At 50.1% G+C, this 19,186-nt stretch carries 15 protein-coding genes and 1 tRNA gene; 3 read left to right on the top strand and 13 right to left on the bottom strand.

Features of this window, described 5'->3' with window-relative positions:
• The first annotated feature begins 31 nt into the window (after positions 1 to 31).
• Both hemB and ACJ67_RS14235 read left to right on the top strand, forming a co-directional pair.
• Positions 32 to 1,024, top strand: coding sequence for a porphobilinogen synthase (hemB, locus tag ACJ67_RS14230; protein ID WP_049639633.1), 993 nt, complete (start codon positions 32 to 34; stop codon positions 1,022 to 1,024).
• Positions 1,012 to 1,314 carry a GIY-YIG nuclease family protein gene (locus tag ACJ67_RS14235; protein ID WP_049639634.1) on the top strand — a complete coding sequence of 101 codons (303 nt, stop codon included), beginning with the start codon at positions 1,012 to 1,014 and terminating at the stop codon, positions 1,312 to 1,314. Before hemB ends, ACJ67_RS14235 begins: the two co-directional genes overlap by 13 nt.
• A gap of 695 nt (positions 1,315 to 2,009) precedes the next feature.
• On the opposite strand, the gene ACJ67_RS14245 is transcribed toward ACJ67_RS14235, so the two are convergent.
• Positions 2,010 to 2,783, bottom strand: a complete 774-nt coding sequence (locus ACJ67_RS14245; protein WP_049639636.1) for an exodeoxyribonuclease III — start codon at positions 2,781 to 2,783, stop codon at positions 2,010 to 2,012.
• A 27-nt stretch (positions 2,784 to 2,810) separates the two neighbouring features.
• Between ACJ67_RS14245 and pyrE the strand changes: the two genes are divergently transcribed.
• Positions 2,811 to 3,458 carry an orotate phosphoribosyltransferase gene (pyrE, locus tag ACJ67_RS14250; RefSeq protein ID WP_049639637.1) on the top strand — a complete coding sequence of 216 codons (648 nt, stop codon included), beginning with the start codon at positions 2,811 to 2,813 and terminating at the stop codon, positions 3,456 to 3,458.
• Between the two features lie 45 nt (positions 3,459 to 3,503).
• On the opposite strand, the gene ACJ67_RS14255 is transcribed toward pyrE, so the two are convergent.
• The 12 genes from ACJ67_RS14255 to ACJ67_RS14315 all read right to left on the bottom strand — a co-directional run bounded on the left by ACJ67_RS14255 (position 3,504) and on the right by ACJ67_RS14315 (position 19,161).
• The gene (locus ACJ67_RS14255; RefSeq protein ID WP_049639638.1) at positions 3,504 to 3,893 is read right to left on the bottom strand and encodes a YidB family protein; all 390 of its coding nucleotides are present in this window, start codon (positions 3,891 to 3,893) and stop codon (positions 3,504 to 3,506) included.
• Between the two features lie 745 nt (positions 3,894 to 4,638).
• Complete coding sequence (locus tag ACJ67_RS14265) at positions 4,639 to 5,733, bottom strand: pseudouridine synthase (RefSeq protein ID WP_049639640.1); 1,095 nt, start codon at positions 5,731 to 5,733, stop codon at positions 4,639 to 4,641.
• A 56-nt stretch (positions 5,734 to 5,789) separates the two neighbouring features.
• Positions 5,790 to 7,121: a biosynthetic peptidoglycan transglycosylase gene (locus ACJ67_RS14270; RefSeq protein ID WP_231587203.1), complete on the bottom strand. Its 1,332-nt coding sequence runs from the start codon at positions 7,119 to 7,121 to the stop codon at positions 5,790 to 5,792.
• On the bottom strand, positions 7,063 to 7,377 hold the full coding sequence (locus ACJ67_RS14275; protein ID WP_049639642.1) for a ferredoxin: 315 nt from the start codon (positions 7,375 to 7,377) through the stop codon (positions 7,063 to 7,065). Before ACJ67_RS14275 ends, ACJ67_RS14270 begins: the two co-directional genes overlap by 59 nt.
• A gap of 32 nt (positions 7,378 to 7,409) precedes the next feature.
• The gene (locus tag ACJ67_RS14280) at positions 7,410 to 8,366 is read right to left on the bottom strand and encodes an energy transducer TonB (protein WP_049639643.1); all 957 of its coding nucleotides are present in this window, start codon (positions 8,364 to 8,366) and stop codon (positions 7,410 to 7,412) included.
• Positions 8,367 to 8,381: 15 nt separating this feature from the next.
• Entirely contained in the window at positions 8,382 to 9,752 is a 1,371-nt protein-coding gene (gene mpl / locus ACJ67_RS14285; protein WP_049639644.1) for a UDP-N-acetylmuramate:L-alanyl-gamma-D-glutamyl-meso-diaminopimelate ligase, read from the bottom strand.
• Between the two features lie 71 nt (positions 9,753 to 9,823).
• A complete protein-coding gene (thiE, locus tag ACJ67_RS14290) occupies positions 9,824 to 10,450 on the bottom strand; it encodes a thiamine phosphate synthase (protein WP_049639645.1) in 627 nt (208 codons plus the stop codon).
• A complete protein-coding gene (locus ACJ67_RS14295; RefSeq protein ID WP_049639646.1) occupies positions 10,434 to 11,291 on the bottom strand; it encodes a hydroxymethylpyrimidine/phosphomethylpyrimidine kinase in 858 nt (285 codons plus the stop codon). Before ACJ67_RS14295 ends, thiE begins: the two co-directional genes overlap by 17 nt.
• A 10-nt stretch (positions 11,292 to 11,301) precedes the next feature.
• Positions 11,302 to 11,375: transfer RNA gene (locus tag ACJ67_RS14300), tRNA-Gly, on the bottom strand.
• Between the two features lie 105 nt (positions 11,376 to 11,480).
• Positions 11,481 to 14,795 carry a filamentous hemagglutinin N-terminal domain-containing protein gene (locus tag ACJ67_RS14305; protein ID WP_049639647.1) on the bottom strand — a complete coding sequence of 1,105 codons (3,315 nt, stop codon included), beginning with the start codon at positions 14,793 to 14,795 and terminating at the stop codon, positions 11,481 to 11,483.
• A gap of 243 nt (positions 14,796 to 15,038) precedes the next feature.
• On the bottom strand, positions 15,039 to 16,754 hold the full coding sequence (locus ACJ67_RS14310) for a ShlB/FhaC/HecB family hemolysin secretion/activation protein (protein ID WP_049639648.1): 1,716 nt from the start codon (positions 16,752 to 16,754) through the stop codon (positions 15,039 to 15,041).
• A gap of 133 nt (positions 16,755 to 16,887) precedes the next feature.
• Positions 16,888 to 19,161, bottom strand: coding sequence for a primosomal protein N' (locus ACJ67_RS14315; RefSeq protein WP_049639649.1), 2,274 nt, complete (start codon positions 19,159 to 19,161; stop codon positions 16,888 to 16,890).
• Between the last annotated feature and the right edge of the window lie 25 nt (positions 19,162 to 19,186).

Here is a 19,186-nt window from a genome sequence, read left to right on the forward strand (position 1 = left end):
ACCGCCCCTATTGAACAAAGTTGAGGATGTGATGAGTAACCAGTTTTTAGCCATTCGACCACGCCGCATGCGTAAAGACGAATTTTCACGCCGCTTGATGCGTGAGAATGTACTGACAACTAATGACCTGATTTACCCGGTGTTTGTGCTCGAAGGTGAAGGCAAGGTAGAAGATGTAAAATCCATGCCGGGCGTACAACGCCAGAGCCTGGATATTTTGCTGAAAACGGCTGAAGAATGCATGAAACTCGGTATTCCTGCCTTAGCGTTGTTCCCGGTGGTCCCGCAGGAATTCAAGAGCCTGGATGCTAAAGAAGCATACAACGCAGAAGGCCTGGTGCCACGTACCGTACGCGCGTTGAAAAAAGCCTTCCCGGAACTGGGAGTGATCACCGATGTCGCGCTCGATCCTTATACCACGCACGGCCAAGATGGCCTGATCGACAATACCGGCTATGTACTCAATGACGAAACCGTTGAGGTGCTGGTCAAGCAGGCCTTATGCCACGCAGAAGCAGGCGCAGATGTCGTCGCCCCTTCGGATATGATGGATGGTCGCATAGGCGCGATTCGCGATGCGCTGGAAGAAAATGGCTACATCTACACCCGCATACTCGCTTACTCTGCCAAATATGCCTCCGCGTTTTATGGCCCTTTCCGCGATGCGGTTGGCTCAGCTGGGAACCTTGGTAAAAGCAATAAATACAATTACCAGATGGATCCTGCCAATTCAGATGAAGCGCTCAAAGAAGTCGCGCTGGATCTGGAAGAAGGCGCCGATATGGTGATGGTTAAGCCTGGGATGCCGTATCTGGATATTGTGCGTCGTGTCAAAGACGAGTTCGGTGTGCCCACCTATGCCTATCATGTGAGTGGTGAATATGCCATGCTCAAAGCCGCAGCACAAAATGGCTGGCTGGATGAAAAAGCCTGTGTGCTGGAAGCGATGTTGGGATTTAAGCGCGCCGGGGCGGATGGGGTGTTGACTTATTATGCGATGGATATCGCGAGATGGTTGAAATAAGCCCTGTAGTTACAAAAAAGGTTATTTATAAAATTACCTATCCAAATGGGAAGATCTATATTGGTAAAGATCTCACAAATAGCCTGACATACTTTGGTAGCGTCAATGATGCACTAGTCAAAATGGATTTTTCAGAAGAGCAAAGAAAGCACTTTACAATTACTAAAGAAATTCTTTTTGAATCTGAAAGCATCGAAGAAGTTAACCGCATTGAAGCAAAGCTTATCGTGCAATATGAAGCGAATAATCCTGAAAAGGGGTATAACCAATGGCCCAAGTTTTTGGGTTAAGCTTTTTCGCCTTTAGGCGAGTCACTTTCTGTTGCTTGCCCCACAGAAAGTAACCAAAGAAGAGGGCACCCAGCCATCACGGCCTAACGGCTTCCTTGCGTTGCTCAACAAAGTAAGCGGTCACGAAACTCGCCCTAGCAGCTTGCATACTTCACAAGCTGCTGCGGAGCTCAGACAGTCGCTCCCTTCTCTCTTACTTTGTTTCCGCTACTCAGCGTGATGGGATGGGACTTTTCTCGCCAAACTCACAGTGTAGAAATTGGGATGTTGAAAAACTTAAATTCTGTTATTCAGTTCGCAAATCGTGGCTCTCCTGGATTTTTCGGGCCCCTATCTGCCGCGCCGAGTAGCGCAATCAGCGTGGGAGGTGTCGGCCAGCGGCTGTTCGAGTTCCGCGGTGGCTTGCGTAGTGTGCAAGCTGCTAGGGCGAGTTTCGCTGGACGCCCTCGCTGACGAGCAACGCAGGAAACAAGCGGAAGCTAGGGTGCACTTTCTTTTGGTTACTTTATCTTTGGGCAAGCAAAGAAAAGTCACTCGCCGAGGGGCGAAAGAGAACATCACAGACAACAAAAAACCATCCGCGTGGGCATACATGCCCACCCTACCACTTAACGTTAGCCTCGTCTGGATTTCGACCTGCGCCCAAATTGCGTAAGGTACTATCCCAGCAAACCGAAAAGAACCACCTACCTTACTCAATCCGCATAATCCACAATCAACGGTGCATGGTCACTAAACCGTTCTGCCTTATACACGCTCGCCGCCATCACCTTCGCACCCAATGCTGGCGTCGCAAGCTGGTAATCAATCCGCCAACCAACATTCTTAGCCCAAGCCTGACCACGGTTACTCCACCAGGTGTAACAGTCATCCGTGGTATCCGGATACAAACCACGATAGGTATCCACCCAACCCACTCGCCCCAGCACATCGGTCATCCAGGCACGCTCTTCCGGCAAAAAACCAGAGTTCTTGCGGTTGCCTTTAAAGTTCTTTAGGTCAATCTCCTGATGCGCGATATTCCAGTCGCCGCAAATCACGACTTCACGACCACAGGCAATCAACTGCTCTAGATGCGGCAGAAATTTCGCCATGACCGCAAACTTGAATTGCTGGCGCTCTTCTCCGCTAGAGCCGCTCGGCAGGTATAAAGACACTACGCTTAGATTGCCGTACTGACATTCCAGATAGCGCCCCTCAGCGTCGATTTCGGCATGGCCCAGACCAATAATCACCTTGTCTGCGGGCTGCTTACTGTAAATGCCCACCCCACTGTACCCTTTTTTCTCGGCATAATGAAAATAGCCGTGATAACCAGGCGGCTGCAACATCTCAGGCTGCATATCACCTACCTGAGCTTTAAGCTCCTGCAAACAGACAATATCGCCGCCACTATTCGCCAGCCAGGGCAAAAAGCCTTTGTTGCAGGCTGACCGTATGCCATTGAGGTTCAAGGTTATAATACGCATTGTTCAAATTCTTTCTGTTTTTTTAAAATGACTGCCAACACACTCAGCGCCGATTTTATTGCTTTTTCCATCCAGAAACAGGTGTTGCGCTTTGGTGAGTTTAAAACCAAAGCAGGGCGATTGAGCCCTTACTTTTTTAATGCTGGCCTGTTTGATGATGGTGAAAGCATGCTCAAACTGGGTGAATTCTACGCCAACAGCATTCTACAGTCTGGCTTGCAATTCGACATGTTATTTGGCCCTGCTTATAAAGGGATTCCACTGGTGACAGCGATCAGCATCGCCTTTGCACGCATAGGGAAAAACTACCCTTATGCCTATAACCGCAAAGAGGCCAAAGACCACGGTGAAGGTGGCACGCTGGTAGGCGCAGCACTCAAAGGCCGCGTACTGATTATTGATGATGTGATTTCTGCGGGAACCTCTATCCGCGAGTCGGTCGAATTGATCCGGCAGGCAGGCGCCACTCCTTGCGCAGTCAGTATTGCGCTGGACCGCCAGGAAAAAGGCTTGGGGGAGTTATCAGCAGTACAAGAAGTGGAACAAACCAACCAGATGCCGGTAGTCAGCATTGCCAAACTGGCTGACCTGTTTGCCTATTTGCAAGGCAACGAAAAACTGGCGCAATACTTCCCCGCCATTGAAGCCTATCGCGGACAATATTGCGTGGGATAGGACGCGTTAAGCCAAGCAATAAAAGCGAGCTGATGCTCGCTCTATTTATTTGAGCATGCCCATTAAGCGGGACATGATCAAGGCAGGGTTATTTTCTACAACACCGTTCGGCGTCAGCTGATTGACCACATCGGGCAAATACTCGGCAATTTTGTCGCTCAGTTCGTCAGTGGTCATATTCAGCTTAGCCGCAATCCCAGCCAGCACAGAACTGCCTAAAGCGGCACCGATTTGGTCGGCATTGACGTTCATATTGGCGCCTTTACCCACCCAGGAATCCACCTGCTGAGATAAACCGCCATTTTTCAGGGTTTGTAAAATACCCGGTAAACCACCATATTGCTGAAACAGCTCCATGGCCAGTTTTGCCAGAGGGCCTTTGTCTCCCATGACTTTGTTCATCATGGCACCAGCGACGCTATCGAATAATCCCATTATGGGCTGCTCCTAATTAATTGTTTAAATTTTTGTTTCGCCTTTAGGCGACCATTCTTTCTTATGCTTGTCCATAAGAAAGAAGGCAAAGAACAAGACACCCTAGCTCCCGCTTGTTTCCTGCGTTGCTCGACAAAACAAGCGGTCACGAAACTCGACCTGGCAGCTCACAAAATACGTGAGCTGCTGCGGGACTCGAACAGTCGCTCTCTTCTTCCTTGTTTTGTCTGCGCTACTCGGCGCGGCAGATAGGGGCCCGAAAAAACCAATGAGCGCCACCGATTCTAGAGTAAAGAAAGAATTTGAGTTTTTTTCACGGTCCAAATTCTACAGTGTGAGTTTGGCGAGATAAATCCCATCCCATCACGCTGAGTAGCGGAGGCAAAGTGGGAGTTTTCGGCCATCGGCTGTTCGAGTTCCGCGGTGGCTTGCGTCTTGTGCAAGCCACTAGGGCGAGTTTCGATGGACGCCCACTTTGTTGAGCAACGCAAGGGAGCCTTTAGGCCGTGATGGCTGGGTGTCGTCCTCTTTGGTTACTTTCTGGGGGACAAGCACCAGAAAGTAACTCGCCAAGAGGCGAAAGAAATCTAATAAGAACCCATCATCCGCGTGGGCATATATGCCCACCCTACTAATTAACGTTACCCTTGCCTGCATTCCGGCCTCCACCAGAATGACGCATAGGTAATTAATCTGTTTTGTAACTGCCCTAAAGATTGAATGTTTTCACATTCAGAAAAATCGATCAGAACCGCTCATGCACCCCCAAATACCGCCATTGCCCCGGCGGTAATTTCCCCAAGTTAATACTCCCAATCCGAATCCGCTTCAATCCAACGACATGCAACCCGACTAACTCACACATCCGGCGGATCTGCCGTTTACGTCCTTCACGCAACACAAAGCGTAACTGGTCCTCATTTTGCCAGGAAACCTTGGCTGGCCTTAGCTGAACGCCATCCAGACTGAGACCATGATTGAGCAATTCCAACCCATTGGCACTGAGCTGACCCTCTACCCGCACCAGGTATTCTTTTTCTACGTTGGAGTCATCCCCAATCAGCTTGCGTGCGACGCGGCCATCCTGGGTGAGCACCAAAAGCCCAGTGGAATCGATATCCAGGCGCCCAGCCGGTGCCAAGCCGCGTAAATGTCCGCGCTTGAAACTGATACCACTCGCATCTTCTGACCATTGATTGTCGGGATTGCATAACACCACTGCTGGCTCATAGCCATCCTCTGCCTGACCACTCACATAACCGACGGGCTTGTGCAATAGAATAGTGACGGTTTCTGCCTGGTGCTCTTTGGCATAGGCACTGATGATGATTTCGGCATCAGGGTCTATGCGTGTACCCAGGGTTTCCACAATTTCACCGTTGACCTTGACCCAGCCATTGACGATCCAGTCATCGGCTTCACGACGTGAACATAGCCCACGGTCAGCCATGACTTTGGATAATCGCGGCTGGGCATCTGGGTCTGGTGTATGCACCGGTCTTGAAGAAGTTGTAAATGGGCGACGTTCGCGGTTATCTGTACGCTGTTCTGACCGTTTATCGGGATATTCCGATCTGTGACGCGGCTCTTTGAATGATTCCTTGCGCGCGTATGGCTTATCGCCCGCTTTATTGTCACGCCCGCTACGCTCCTGGCGTGCCGGTTTTTCTGCATGTGTTTTTTGTTTGGCAACACGCGCTTCTGACTCTGTCCTTTTTGGCGCTGCTTTCGGCGGTGGCTGGGTACGGTCACGCAGTGTTGCCGGGCCACGACGCACGGGTTTGCTGCGTTTAGGCGGCTCACCGTCAGCAGAAGATTTGTTCAGTTTGATGGTACTCAAAATAGCGGTCTCGACTTAAGATTGCTCGGGTGACAAACATCCCGATGCATAAAGTGCTATTGTAAATTATCCGGCTGCTTTACCGGCCTAAAATTCAAACTTCCCGGCGCTTTACGTGCGCTGCGCGGCATAAAATGTAGAATACTTTCAGCCCGGGTTAAATCTGGCTGCTGCTGGATATATTGTTTTTTCCAGGCGCGATGCGGATTACTGATAATGCCAGCCAACCATGCTGCTTGTATCGGATTCAATTTATCCGGGGTCAGATCGAAATAGTAGCGGGAGGCCGCATGGGCACCGCAAAGGCTGGGGCCTAAATCCACCGTATTCAGGTAAAGCTCAAGGATATCGGTTTTTGTCAGCGCTGACTCCAGTTGCACGGCATAAAGCAATTCTTCGACTTTGCGCTTCCAGGTACGCGCACCGTTGGTGAACATGTATTTCGCCAGTTGCTGGGTAATGGTACTGCCTCCCACCTGCTTATCTGTACTTTCCTTACCTAGCAAATGCTGCATTTGTGCCATGACATAACCGGGATGATGCTTGAATTCGGCATCTTCAGCGATAATGGCAGCCACTGGCAACCAGCGACCAAGATTTTCGTAAGCCACCCATTGCATCTTTTCGGGATATTTATGCTCATCCAGTAACGGGCAATCATACTGTATGGGTAGCGTGGTAGCGGCCCTGATGTTCAGGCCTGAGACAGCCATGGCATTCAGTTGCGGTAGTGCACTCCACTCCTGCTTGGGCCAACGCAGCGTTCCCGACGCGGTCAACGTGCCGGAAACGATGGCTTCGCGTATGACAGCAGAATGCGGCTGCAACGGTTTAAGCAATGCCTGCAAAGGTGTACTCGGCAACTCCCAGGTCAGTTTCAAACTGCGCATGCTGACCTTGCCGTTAAAATCTACTTTAAACAGTGGCTGGGTCTCGCCTACCGAAAGGTAACCATGGATATGCTGCTTGTCCATTTGTAGCCACAGCTCCAGCATAGGGATCACGATGGGCTGGTCACTCACCGATTTGGCTTCTATCCAGCAATGCCGGCAGCGCACACGCAAGCCGTCTTCGTCATGCAACTGAATATCGCCATGATTTAAACTGAACGCCTGCCTGTCGAGTACCCAGCGCCCAGGCGCAGAAGTCGCCATCATCAGCAGTGGCACTACCCGCACTTCGACACCGCCAGCCACAGGCAACCTGACACGCCATGCTTCTGTGTCATACGGTTGCCAGATCCAGCCAGCCAATGCCAGCAGCGCTACCAATATGCCAGCTAGTAGCGTCAGTGCAATTCTTTTAAGCCAGACTCCCGCCATGACTTGCCTAAACCAGTAACCGCTCCACGACTTTGCCGTGCTGCAAATGGCTCTCAACGATCTCATCTATATCTTCATGATCGACAAAGGTATACCAGACTGCATCAGGGTACACCACCATCACTGGCCCCACTTCACACCGGTCCAGGCACCCGGCGCGATTCACTCGCACTTTGCCGGCACCGGCCAGGCCCTGCTGCTTAACCTTTTTTTTCATATAGTCAAAGGCGGCTTCAGCGCCTTTGTTCATGCAGCAATCCTCACCTGGTTCGCGTTGGTTAAGACAAAAAAATACATGATATTGAAAGTGACTCTGCGTCATATTGTTTGCCTTTTTAAAACTATGCCCCTGATTTATTCAGTGGAGAGCTGGTCTTCACGTGTAAAGGTCCAGGTACGGGTAATGCTCAGCACATCGGTATCCTGGCGGATATCTTCCGGGAATGTTGGGAAGGGGGCAGCCAACTGGACAATGCGCCGTGCAGATTCATCCAGCAATCTATGCCCGGAGCTCTGGTGTATGCGAATACTCTCTATACTACCATCGGCCTTCACCGAAACAGTCATTTGCAATTTGCCATACAATTTTTGTATGCGGGCAGTCTGCGGGTAATTCAAGTTACCCACGCGTTCAATTTTTTGTCGCCATTGTTCAACATAATTGGCAAAACGGTATTCACGGGTTCGCGCACCAATAAACTGACGTTTGGGGCGCATTTCATATTCTTCCTGCTGCTTGGCAATCAATGCTTCCAATTTAGCCATCTCTTGAGTGGCGGCGGTTTGCGGCTGAGGTGTTACCGGTACATGCTGCGAAGGCGGTTGCTGCTTGCTCGCCGGATGAGGCTGTGACAACGGCGGCGTTTGTAAACTGGTGACCGACTGACTGGCTTTTAACTGTGTGAGCAGTGCTTGCGCCTCCTGTTCGAGCTGAGCCACGCGCTGTTTTTCAAGCATCAGCTCGGCTTCATGGGGGCTGGCAGCAGTGGTTGTGGAGGGCAGGGTGGCTTGCGCAGCATGCGGTATGGAGGCCTGCCTCTGTTGCACGCTGGGCAGCGGACTTTTCATCTGCCGTTTTTCATCAGTGTTGCCGCCTCGGTCGAGATTGGCTTGTGCCAGTGCATCAGCTTTTTCAGGCGCACTGCGGGTTTTGCTGTTGACCAGCAACACTTCCAATGACGGAATCTGGTCTTTTAATGCTTTTAGCTCAGGTTGAAAATGGAGCGTCAACAGCACCGCATGTGCCAGTAGGGAAAACCACAGCGCCCATACCAGAGGTGAACGTTTACGGAATCCGTCGCGGAAACCCATCGTTGGTCTGCCTGCTTATCCCTGCAAGGCCTGCAACAGTTTTTGGTGTACCCCGCCAAAACCGCCATTACTCATCACCAGCACATGATCCCCCGATGCGGCCATGGCCGTGACAGCCGCCACCAGCTGGCCGAGGTCATCAAAGGTTTGTGCTTTATGCTGGATGGGTGCCAAGGCAGCTGCGGCATCCCAGCCAAGGTTATTGGCATAACAAAATACCGCATCGGCATCTTTGAGACTGTCGGGTAGGGCGTCTTTCATCACCCCCAGTTTCATGGTGTTTGAACGTGGCTCGAGCACCGCCAGGATTCTGGCCGCGCCCACCTTGGCGCGCAAACCCGCCACCGTCGTGGCAATCGCTGTCGGGTGATGAGCGAAATCGTCATACACCGTCACCTCATTGGCAACACCCTTGATTTCCATGCGGCGTTTGACGTTTTTGAACTCACTTAACGCCTCGATAGCAATACATGGCGCAACACCGACATGACGTGCGGCGGCAATCACGGCCAGTGCATTGCTGCGGTTATGCTCACCGAGCAATTCCCAGCTCACGTTACCCTGGCGTTCGCCATTAAAATACACATCAAATCGGCCTTGTGCATCCACATTTTGTACCTGCCAACCACTCGCAGTATCTATGCGTTCCAAGCCACTCCAGCAACCACGCGCAATCACGCGATCCAGGCTATCCTGCTGGTTGGCAACCACCAGCCCTTGTTGTGGCACAGTGCGCACCAGGTGGTGGAACTGTTTTTCAATCGCTGCCAGGTCTTCAAAAATATCGGCGTGGTCGAATTCAAGGTTATTGAGTACGGCCGTGCGTGGGCGATAATGCACAAACTTGGAACGTTTGTCGAAGAAAGCCGTATCGTATTCGTCTGCTTCGATCACAAAAAATGGTGAAACTGATTTGGGATCCTGCCTAGGTGTTTGCGGTAAACGGGCAGAAACACCAAAGTTTTCCGGGACGCCACCAATCAGGAATCCTGGTGCCAGGCCTGCATATTCGAGTACCCACGCCAGCATGGAGGCAGTCGTCGTCTTGCCGTGCGTACCTGCCACAGCCAGCACCCATTTGCTTTGCAGCACATTCTCGGCCAGCCATTGCGGGCCAGAAATATAAGGCAAACCCTGGTTGAGGATTTCTTCCATGAGCGGATTGCCACGTGTCACCACATTGCCTATGACGTAGATATCAGGATTGAGACTGGTCTGCGAAGGATCAAATCCTTCAATGAGCTCTATGCCCTGTGCCTCGAGTTGCGTACTCATGGGCGGATATACGTTGGCATCACACCCGGTGACACGATGCCCAGCCGCTTTGGCCAGGACGGCGATGCCGCCCATAAAAGTGCCACAAATACCTAAGATGTGAATATGCATAGACTTTACCAGATCAGATTAACGCAGGCATTTTACCAAACAACGCCTGGTAAAGCGGTAGCAATTACCGCTCAATGTTGGGCAAATAAAGATTGATACTGGCGGCAACGTGCAGCGACATCACCGGCCTGAAAAATATCAGTAATCACCGCCAATGCATCGGCGCCTGCTGCGATGAGCGGGCGGGCATTTTCCACTGTGATGCCCCCAATACCGACCACTGGGACAGAGAGCGCTTGCCGGGCACGTGTAAACAGGTCAGGAGTGGCCCTGGGTGCGTTTGGTTTGGTAGAGGAGGGGTAGCAGGCGCCAAAAGCGACATAATCAGCACCGGCAGCTTGCGCCTGCTCGGCCAGTTCGAAGCGGTTATAGCATGAGGCGCCAATGATTTTTTGTTCACCAAGCAGGGCACGCGCGTCCGCAATGGCACTATCATGCTGGCCGACATGCACACCATCTGCATCGATTTCGGCTGCCAGCGCGACATGATCATTGATCAGTAATGGGACATTTGCAGAGCGGCAAATCGCAAGGAGGGCGGCTGTCTGCTTCAGACGTAAGGCGTCACTGGCAGTTTTATGCCGGTATTGCACCAGACATACACCGCCTTGTAAGGCTTGTGTTATTTTTGCGCAAAGCAGTTCAGTGTCGTCACAATCGGGCGTGACCAGGTATAAACCGTTAATGCTGAAGCTCACTGGCTTTTTCCTGCACGTCTGATTCACGCGCCCAGAAGAACCGGTCTGGAATAAATTGACCCATACCAGGGCGGAAGGCGTGGCGCAAGGTTTGCCAGGTGAATTCCTGCGCCTCGTGCACGGCTTCTTCCATAGTCAATCCATGTGCCAGGCAAGCGGTAATTGCACTGGTCAGCGTACAGCCAGAACCATGATAACTGCCTGGCAAACGTTCCCAGTGATAATCCTTGATCAGTCCTGGCGCACCATTTTGCAAACCATAGAGACTATTCACCACATCATTTGAGCGCTCATGGGTACCGGTAATCATCACATACTCTGAGCCCATGCCTAGCAAACGCAAAGCGCATTCTTCAAGCGAACTGTGCTTCACCTCATCACTTTCGTCATAATAGGCAAGCCTGCGCGCTTCCAGGCTGTTAGGGGTGATGAGTGTCGCCTGCGGAAACAGCAACTCACACATGGCTGCCTGCATTTCTTCGTTAGAAAGCTCGTCTCCACGCCCTGAAGCCAGTATCGGGTCTATGATCAAAGGCACATCAGGGTAATCGGCCACGATTTCTGCAATCACAGCCACATTTTCTACACTGCCGAGCAATCCCAGTTTGAATGCGCTGACTGAAACATCTTCTAAAATGGTACGCGCTTGCTCATTGATCCAGTCCGCGTCCAGTGGCATCACATTTTCCACACCTACGGTATCTTGCACGGTGATGCCTGTGATCACTGAAAGCGGATAACACCCAATACTGGACAGGGCCATGATATCTGCTTGAACACCTGCACCTGTGCTAGGATCTGTTGCTGCAAATGTAAGAACGGTTGGAGGAGTATTGGCCATGAAAATCCTTTGGAGCGGCTGACGGGAATCGAACCCGCGTATCAAGCTTGGGAAGCTGGCGTTCTACCATTGAACTACAGCCGCGTACGAATCATTGCTATTTTACTTGGTGTGCTGGCGAATACAAAACATTATTCGGTAATAAGACAAAAGCCGGACAAGTGTCCGGCTTTTGTTTCGTTCAGGAAATTAAATACAATTCGAGTTCACACCGTCTGGCAGCTTCACGCCAGAACTCAAGATTGGTGTCGCACCCAAACGATCTTCAGGCGTTGGGCAAGCCACCGCATCCAGATCCTCCTCATCACCAGCAGCAGGGTTCAGAGAAACGATAAACATTGTATTCAATACCGGATTATTTGGAATCAAGCCTCCCAAACCGGCGTCATCTCGTGGAGATGCGAATCCAGTCAATGTCACTGGAACGGCAGTGATACTACCTGTCGCAGTAGAGCTATTGGTCACTGTCGTATACGCATTGAAAATTGGTTTATTTTCCTGGGTACGGAAACTAGCGATTGAGTAAGGGCCTGTTGTAATTGCTTTGCCTGTACCTACAGCTGCAGTATCAAAGGTTGCGCTGGTGACTGGAGAGGTTGCGGGTGAGAAAGTCACCACATCATTATCAAGCACACCACCAGTCACCACAGATAAACCACTTAAATCCGTTACCGTATTGTTACCATCAAAGACTTTAGTGGATGTGCCTGTGAGCGTCGCTGTCACATTCGGGGTAACTTGGTGTACAAAACCATTACCGCTACCTAACAGTTTGCCACCAAACACGGTACCATATTGTTTATAGTCATATGCCGCAAGCAATTTGCTACCTTTAGTATCATTGGTAGGATCATCACTGTAAACAGTCCATTTACCAGGCGTCGTGATGCTGATGTCTTTGGTGTTATCAAACTTGCCGCCTGCAACCAACTGCACCGCATCGTTTCCAGTGTGATTATTAATAATATCGCCATTGGTAATAATGTCTTGACCAGCTTTCACTAAAATTTTAGCTGGGAGGCCTGCCACACCAGTGCCAGTTTTATCACCGCCCCGGTTATCAATCGCACCAAAGTCTATATTACCACCTGCATCAAGCGTGACTGCGCCTGCAATCCCGCCTGATTTGTTTGCGCCATTGCCGTTAGCGCCTTTAGCGGTCACATTACCAATTTTCAAATTGGTGCCGGCAACGATATTAATATCACCTGCGGTCTTCCCATCAGTATCGTTTCGGACTGTACCCGCACTGGTATTGACGTCTCCAGTTTTAATTTCACCCGACGCATTCATTGCAACTTTGCCACCAAAACTATTAAAACCGCCACTCGTATTCACATTACCTGTGTTGATGCTACCTTTAGCGCTGGTCAAATTCACACTGCCTGATACTTGGTCACTAGTCGAAGTCAAGCCAGCATCGCCTGCACCTGTTGTGATGTTGCCGACAACCATGTCGCCATCCGTCGTGGTAATCGTCACATTACCGCCTCGACCGCCGCTTTCGGTAGTAAGATTTGAGGCACTACCAACGGTATTAATACTACCCGTCATCGTCAGACTTTTGGCGTTGATCTCAACATCACCGCCAGTGACGCCAGCCATCGGGCCAAGCGCCTTACCGTTTGTATTAATATTAGTTGCTCCAAGATTGACATCACCCTTGGCATCTATTTTCACTGCCCCCCCATAAAACTGGTTGGAGTTAATGTCACCTGCAGTCCGAGTGATATTCACTGCTGAGAGAGCAATGCCACCTGCTCCCCCTGTAATATTTGCGTTGATATTGATATTGCCCGCGCCAGAATTATCAGCATCTGCTTGCAAATTAATATAACCAAGATATCCAGATTTGATATCAGCGTTGACATTTATATCATTATTGGCAACAAATCGAATGCTGCCAAACGCTTGAGTCATTGAAATTGCGCTCTCAACGGTAATGTCATTGTTAGCCTGTAGGAACAGTTCATTAAACCCTTGTACGTCATTAACATTTATCCGGGTGGTTGCGCCACCCGTGTTATCAGCAAATGCGACATCAGGCCCAGCAACATCTCCTGGGACCATAGATGAAGTAGTGCCTAAAATAATATCTGTTGGATCAAGGAGTAGAGTCCCGCCCAAACCGTTGGCAGCTGTTAAATTAACCTTCCCATAGAAGTCCAAATATGCCTTACCCGACACCTCAACGAAACCACCATTTCCCCCAGCAACGCCCCCTTGCGCAGAAATGCTGCCGTAATAACGGGTCAGATCGTCTGCCCAGACGATGACTTTACCGCCATCGCCTTGTTTTAAAGCATCCGCCTTGATGGTAGCGCCCTGAGCGATATAGGCAGTTCTGGAGTTATAGACTGCGTCGTTTTTACCCTGGTAATCACCACCCACAAGCACCTTACCGCCGCCAGTGTCGCCAGAGGCATTCAGCACAGCCCCATCCAGGAGAGCGACTTGTTCACCAGTCACCTCAATCGTACCGCCTGTAGTGTTCTCACCTTTTGCAATCAGCTGGCCATTCACTTGCACCTTGGCGTTATCGCCACCTTCGAGACGGATCATGCCGTCACGCTCAACTAGCTGGTTGGCTTCCACAATACCTGAAATATTGATGGCGGCTGCACGTGCGTTGGTGGCCATTTGCACAAAGCCGCCATCTGCATAAATATTGCCACTGTTTTTAATGGTCGCTTCGAGTGCATCACCAGATAATTTGGCTTTTACCAAACCATTACCGAAGAAGTCCAGGGTTGCTGTTTGTGCGGAACCAAGCACCACACTGCCATTGCTGGCAACAAGTGTGCCACTGTTATCAACCGTGTTACCCAACAGGACAATATAGCCTTCATTTTGAGTTTTAATCACGCCACGGTTTTCGATATTGCCAACCAAGTTGCCTGCTGTAAATTGATAATTTCCCTGCAAAAATGCTTCATTAGAAATATTCAAAGATGAAGCCACAATATTACCAACGTTCACTTCAGAACCTTGGCCAAACAGGATACCGTTCTGGTTAATCAGGAACAGGCTACCGTTGGAATTCAGAGTCCCCATAATTTCTGACTGACTGTTACCAATCACGCGGTAAAGGGCCCTGGCAGCATCTGGCATGATCACATCTAACTGATGACCTTTCATAACACCAAACTTGTAGAAATCTACAATATTGACGTTGGCTGTATGAATATATTGCGTATGGGTATCGCTGATATCTTTAACTGTCAAATCACCTGCAACCACCCCCGCGACGACATTGTTGTCGGCCATTGAAGAGAATGGCATGATTGCAGCCGCAAAGGCACTTGCAACAACAAAGCGCCATTTGGTAGAGGATGAAAGAGAAGCATCCAAAATACCACTTGCCACTGGTTCTTTTATTGCCCTCACTTGGCCGTTAACGCTCGATTTACCATGGGCACGGGTAGTTTCGGCAACGGCAACCCAAGCCTGCTTGAGCTTGCTCCAGACCAGACGATAAACATGGTTTAAGGATGCTGCTTTCATGACACTTCTCCTTTAGATTAATAAACGCCACTGATCGTTCAAGACCAGTGGGTTACCATCACTTCTCTCTATTCCTGAATATGTATGTGATTTTGGTTCAGGAAGTTATTTTTGTATGTAGCCCACTATGACTAATACACCTAGGCTTAATCCAACTCCAATTGGATTAAGCCTCACCCACGCGGACTACTTTTTTATATGTCCAGGCTTCTGCCCAGATCATTGCTTGGTACAGATTTAAAACTAGAAATTTTTTCTTAATTGGGCCCAGAGTTGGTACTCGGTATTACTCTCCGCGCCGTCAAGATCCCGTTTTTGCTGAGTGTAGGTTGTGGTTAAAATCCATTGTCCAGGGAACTGGATGTCTGAACCTACACCAACCATGTTAGACCTGACATATGCGCTGCTACCAATAGGATCGTGGTTCAGTCTTCCACGGCCTGCATCATAAAAGGCAAATGGCGTCACAGATTGAATATAAGGCGTGACATCAGCACCAGTAGTCACAAACGTTCTACGCACATCGGTACCCACCATCCAGCCCTGGTCAGCCTGGCTTGGAATTTCAGAGAATTGGCGCCAGCGGTTGATCGCCCCAATCCCAAAGCGCTCTGCAATATCCAGATTATCTCCCGCCCCCTGATAATCAGCGCGCACAATCCAGTTCACGCCATTTTCAAATATCTGTGTTCGACTGGAAGTCCAATTCCACTTGATAAAACTGCCTTGTGTATCAAGCAAGGATCTGTCATTTGCCTTGGCAACAGAATCTTTGAAATTCACGTTACCCTGCGTGACCAGAAAACTCCATTGATAGGCCACACTGCCAATTTCATTGATCCAGTCGCCTACCAGGCCCAATTCAAGGCTGGCGATATCGCGACGATTATTCAACCCTGCCGAACCGATTTCATCATCAAGAATTTTGTAGTTAGTGGCCGCTTTGAATGCAATCCCTTTTTTGGTCTCACGCAACCACGGATGCTCTAAAGAACCATAGAAATAATGGGCATCACCAGAAGCATCAAACTGCTTGAAGTCACCACCGAGTTTGTAATCGACATAGCTATAGGCCAGGTTCATAATCGTGCCTGCACTACCTACCGGCGTAAAATACAAGCTGCTGAGAGAACGCTGGCCTTCATCTCTTGATGTTTTGCCCACCACAGCCAGCTGATCGCCACGTCCATTGAGATTATTAACCGCCAGGCCAAAACCTAAGGTTTCACGATTTGTAAAACGGTTACCATAATTATTGGCACTGACAAAACCACTGTATTTCGTTCTCGGTTCGACAGCTACCGCAACATCAGAACTACCCACAGCCTCACCCGGGTTAAGCTGCGAAGTCACCTGTATGCCCGGCAAGCCATTCATGACCATGAGGTTACGTACAAGATTGCGTTCATTAAGCACATCACCCTTGTTCAAGCCATATTCCGATAGCGATTGGAAATAAGCCTGGTCAAGCCCCTGACCCACTTCAGCTTTCACCTCACCCAAAGTACCTTCCAGGATGGAAAGCTCGACCACGGCCTCTGTCTCTGTCGTTTTCTGCAAATCCTGCGTTGGCAAGTAAACTTGTGTCAGCAAATAACCTCGTTGGCGGTAATAATTACGGACGGTGCCTACCGCTTCATTCAGTTCTCGCATGCCGATTTCATGACCGGTGAGGTATGCCACCTGTGCAGCCAACACTTCATCTGAAAATTGCTTGTTGCCTGAAAATTTGAATGCTTTCACCACGATTTTGAGGCTGGATTTCTTCTGCTTCCTCTCCGGTGCAGGGGTTTCTTCAGGCACCTGGATAATCGGGTTTGGTTCGGGTAAAGTGGGTCTAGGCAAGTTCTGCTGGATATTCTGAATTTCTGGCAAAGAAACCCCACCCGCCAATACCTGAGAGGTGTAGCCCAACGCCAACAACTTTAGCAGGCCAAAGCGCTTTAATTTTCTATTCAAGATAACTCCCAAAACCTTTAAATCTATAATCTATCAAATAGTATAACAAGACCGAAAATTACTTTAAAAAACAAGTAAATACTAACGTTTTTTTACAAAAAATTTGCTTGAATTGGTATAAATGTAACTTTTGCTAGTACTCAAGAGCATCCACATCGATGATCCATCTGATTTTTGCTTGCAGCGGATGTGCATTTGCCCATTCCACAGCCACCTTAAGTAGCTGCTGCAAGGCTCCCCGATGCGCAGACTGCAACATCACATAGCCCCGCTCCATACGATTAAGTCTGGCGATGCCGGGACGTACCGGATCATAAATCAGGGGCTGATCTACGATGTTTGCAGCATGCTCTGTCACATACTGCCGGGCGGCCTGGCTAAAATCGGTTAAGAACTGTTCAACCAAGCTGTAATCGGTTGCTTCCGCCTTCATCACCGCAATGTAAGTCGCCGGCGGAAATTGCATGGCCATGCGTTCTTGCAATAAATCATCCGCAAATGCAGCATAGTTTTGTTCACGCAAGGCCGCAAATAAAGCATGCTGCGGGAAAGCCGTTTGTATCAATACTTCGCCCGGTTTGTCTCCGCGTCCTGCGCGGCCAGCCACCTGCATCAGCTGTGCAAACAGGCGCTCACTGGCACGGTAATCCGGACTATAAAGCGCGCTGTCGGTATCCAGCACACCCACCAAAGTTAAATTGGCAAAATCATGGCCTTTGGCCAGCATTTGCGTCCCGATCAGGATATCCACTTTACCTGCATGCACGTCGGAGAGCAGCGCTGTTAATGCATCTTTGGCTTGTATGGTGTCCCTATCTACACGCGCCACACGCGCCTGCGGGAACAGTTGTTGTAAAGTTTCTTCAATACGCTGCGTTGCCTGGCCGACAGGGCGTAAATCAGGGTTACCACAACTGGGGCATTGCACCGGGATTGGCTGCTCATCGCCACAGTGATGGCAACGCAACACACGTTGTCGCAAATGCAAGACTGCTTTGGCAGAGCAACGCCTGCAATCGGCCACCCATTGGCAGGCTGAACAATGCAAGACCGGGGCATAACCGCGACGATTAATAAAAAGCAGGCTTTGTTCCCCGCGTTGCAAACGCAGTTCTATTGCTTGCTTTAACTGTGGTGTTAAACCAGCTTCGGGTGGACTATGCGTGGTATCAATACAAAAAATGCGTGGCAATTGTGCCTGTGCGGCGGCGCGCCTGTTTAAGGTAAGCAAACGATAGCTGGGTTTTCGGGCGGCACGTCCCGACTGTCCACGGTCCCCAATAGCGTTGTACCAACTCTCCAGCGAAGGGGTGGCACTGCCCAACACTACCGGGATATTAGCTTGCTTGGCACGTACCAGCGCCACATCGCGCGCGTGGTAACGCATGCCATCCTGCTGCTTGTAAGAAATATCATGCTCTTCATCCAGAATCATCAGTTTCAGGTGTGGCATGGGTGTAAAGATACTCAGGCGCGTCCCTATCACGATACGTGCAGCACCGGACTGTGCGGCTTGCCAGTTTTGCAAGCGCTCACTTTCACTCAAATGACTATGTAAGGTCACCAGCGCAAACTGGCTTAGTCGGCTACGAAAACGGCTTTCCAGCTGTGGCGTGAGGTTGATCTCTGGCACCATGATCAACGCCTGCGCTTTCGGGTGAGCCAGAACCTTTTCTAACAAGCGGATATAGACCTCGGTTTTGCCCGAGCCAGTGACGCCAAACAACAGCCAGGGCTGGAAACCATTTAAGTTGTCTAAAATCGCATTCACCGCATGTGACTGTTCGTCATTGAGCGTCGGTGCCAAATCAGAGGCAGGCATTGAAGGGCGGGTGGCAATCACTTCGCGCCGGCTAACATAGCCCCCGTCAAGTAAACCTTGCATCGCTTTACGCCAGCCAGCAGAAACCTCTCCAAGCATTGCTTCACTGCATTCACTATGCTGCTGTAACTGGGCAATCAGCCGGCTCAAGACCTGCTGTCTTTTGCCAACAAAATCGACAGGAATGGGTTGTGCCAATTGATACACCCACATTTTGCGCGAGACGGCGGGTTTAATCTGACGTAAACGTAGCGGCAGGCTGGCCAATACGGTCTGGCCAAAAGGATAGTGATAATAATCAGCGCAGAATCGCAGTAATTTCAGGGTCGCTGTATCAAACGGCACATCGTCAAATACCTGCAACACCGCTTTAAGTTTGTGTTCTGGCACATCGCTCTCAGTCGCCAGCGCCATGACAATCCCTACCAATTGCCTCCCGGCAAAAGGGACGACGACGCGGTTGCCTTCCCGGACTTGGAGGCCAGGGTTCACATAATCAAACCAACGGTCCAGCGGCACGTCCAACACCACGCGCACAATGCTGGCTGTGGAATCGGCTGCAGGGAGTGAAACATCAGGACACATGGGTGAAAATGCTTTATTGGGTTAA

Origin of the sequence: Methylophilus sp. TWE2, from assembly GCF_001183865.1 — a bacterium.
Classification (GTDB): domain Bacteria; phylum Pseudomonadota; class Gammaproteobacteria; order Burkholderiales; family Methylophilaceae; genus Methylophilus.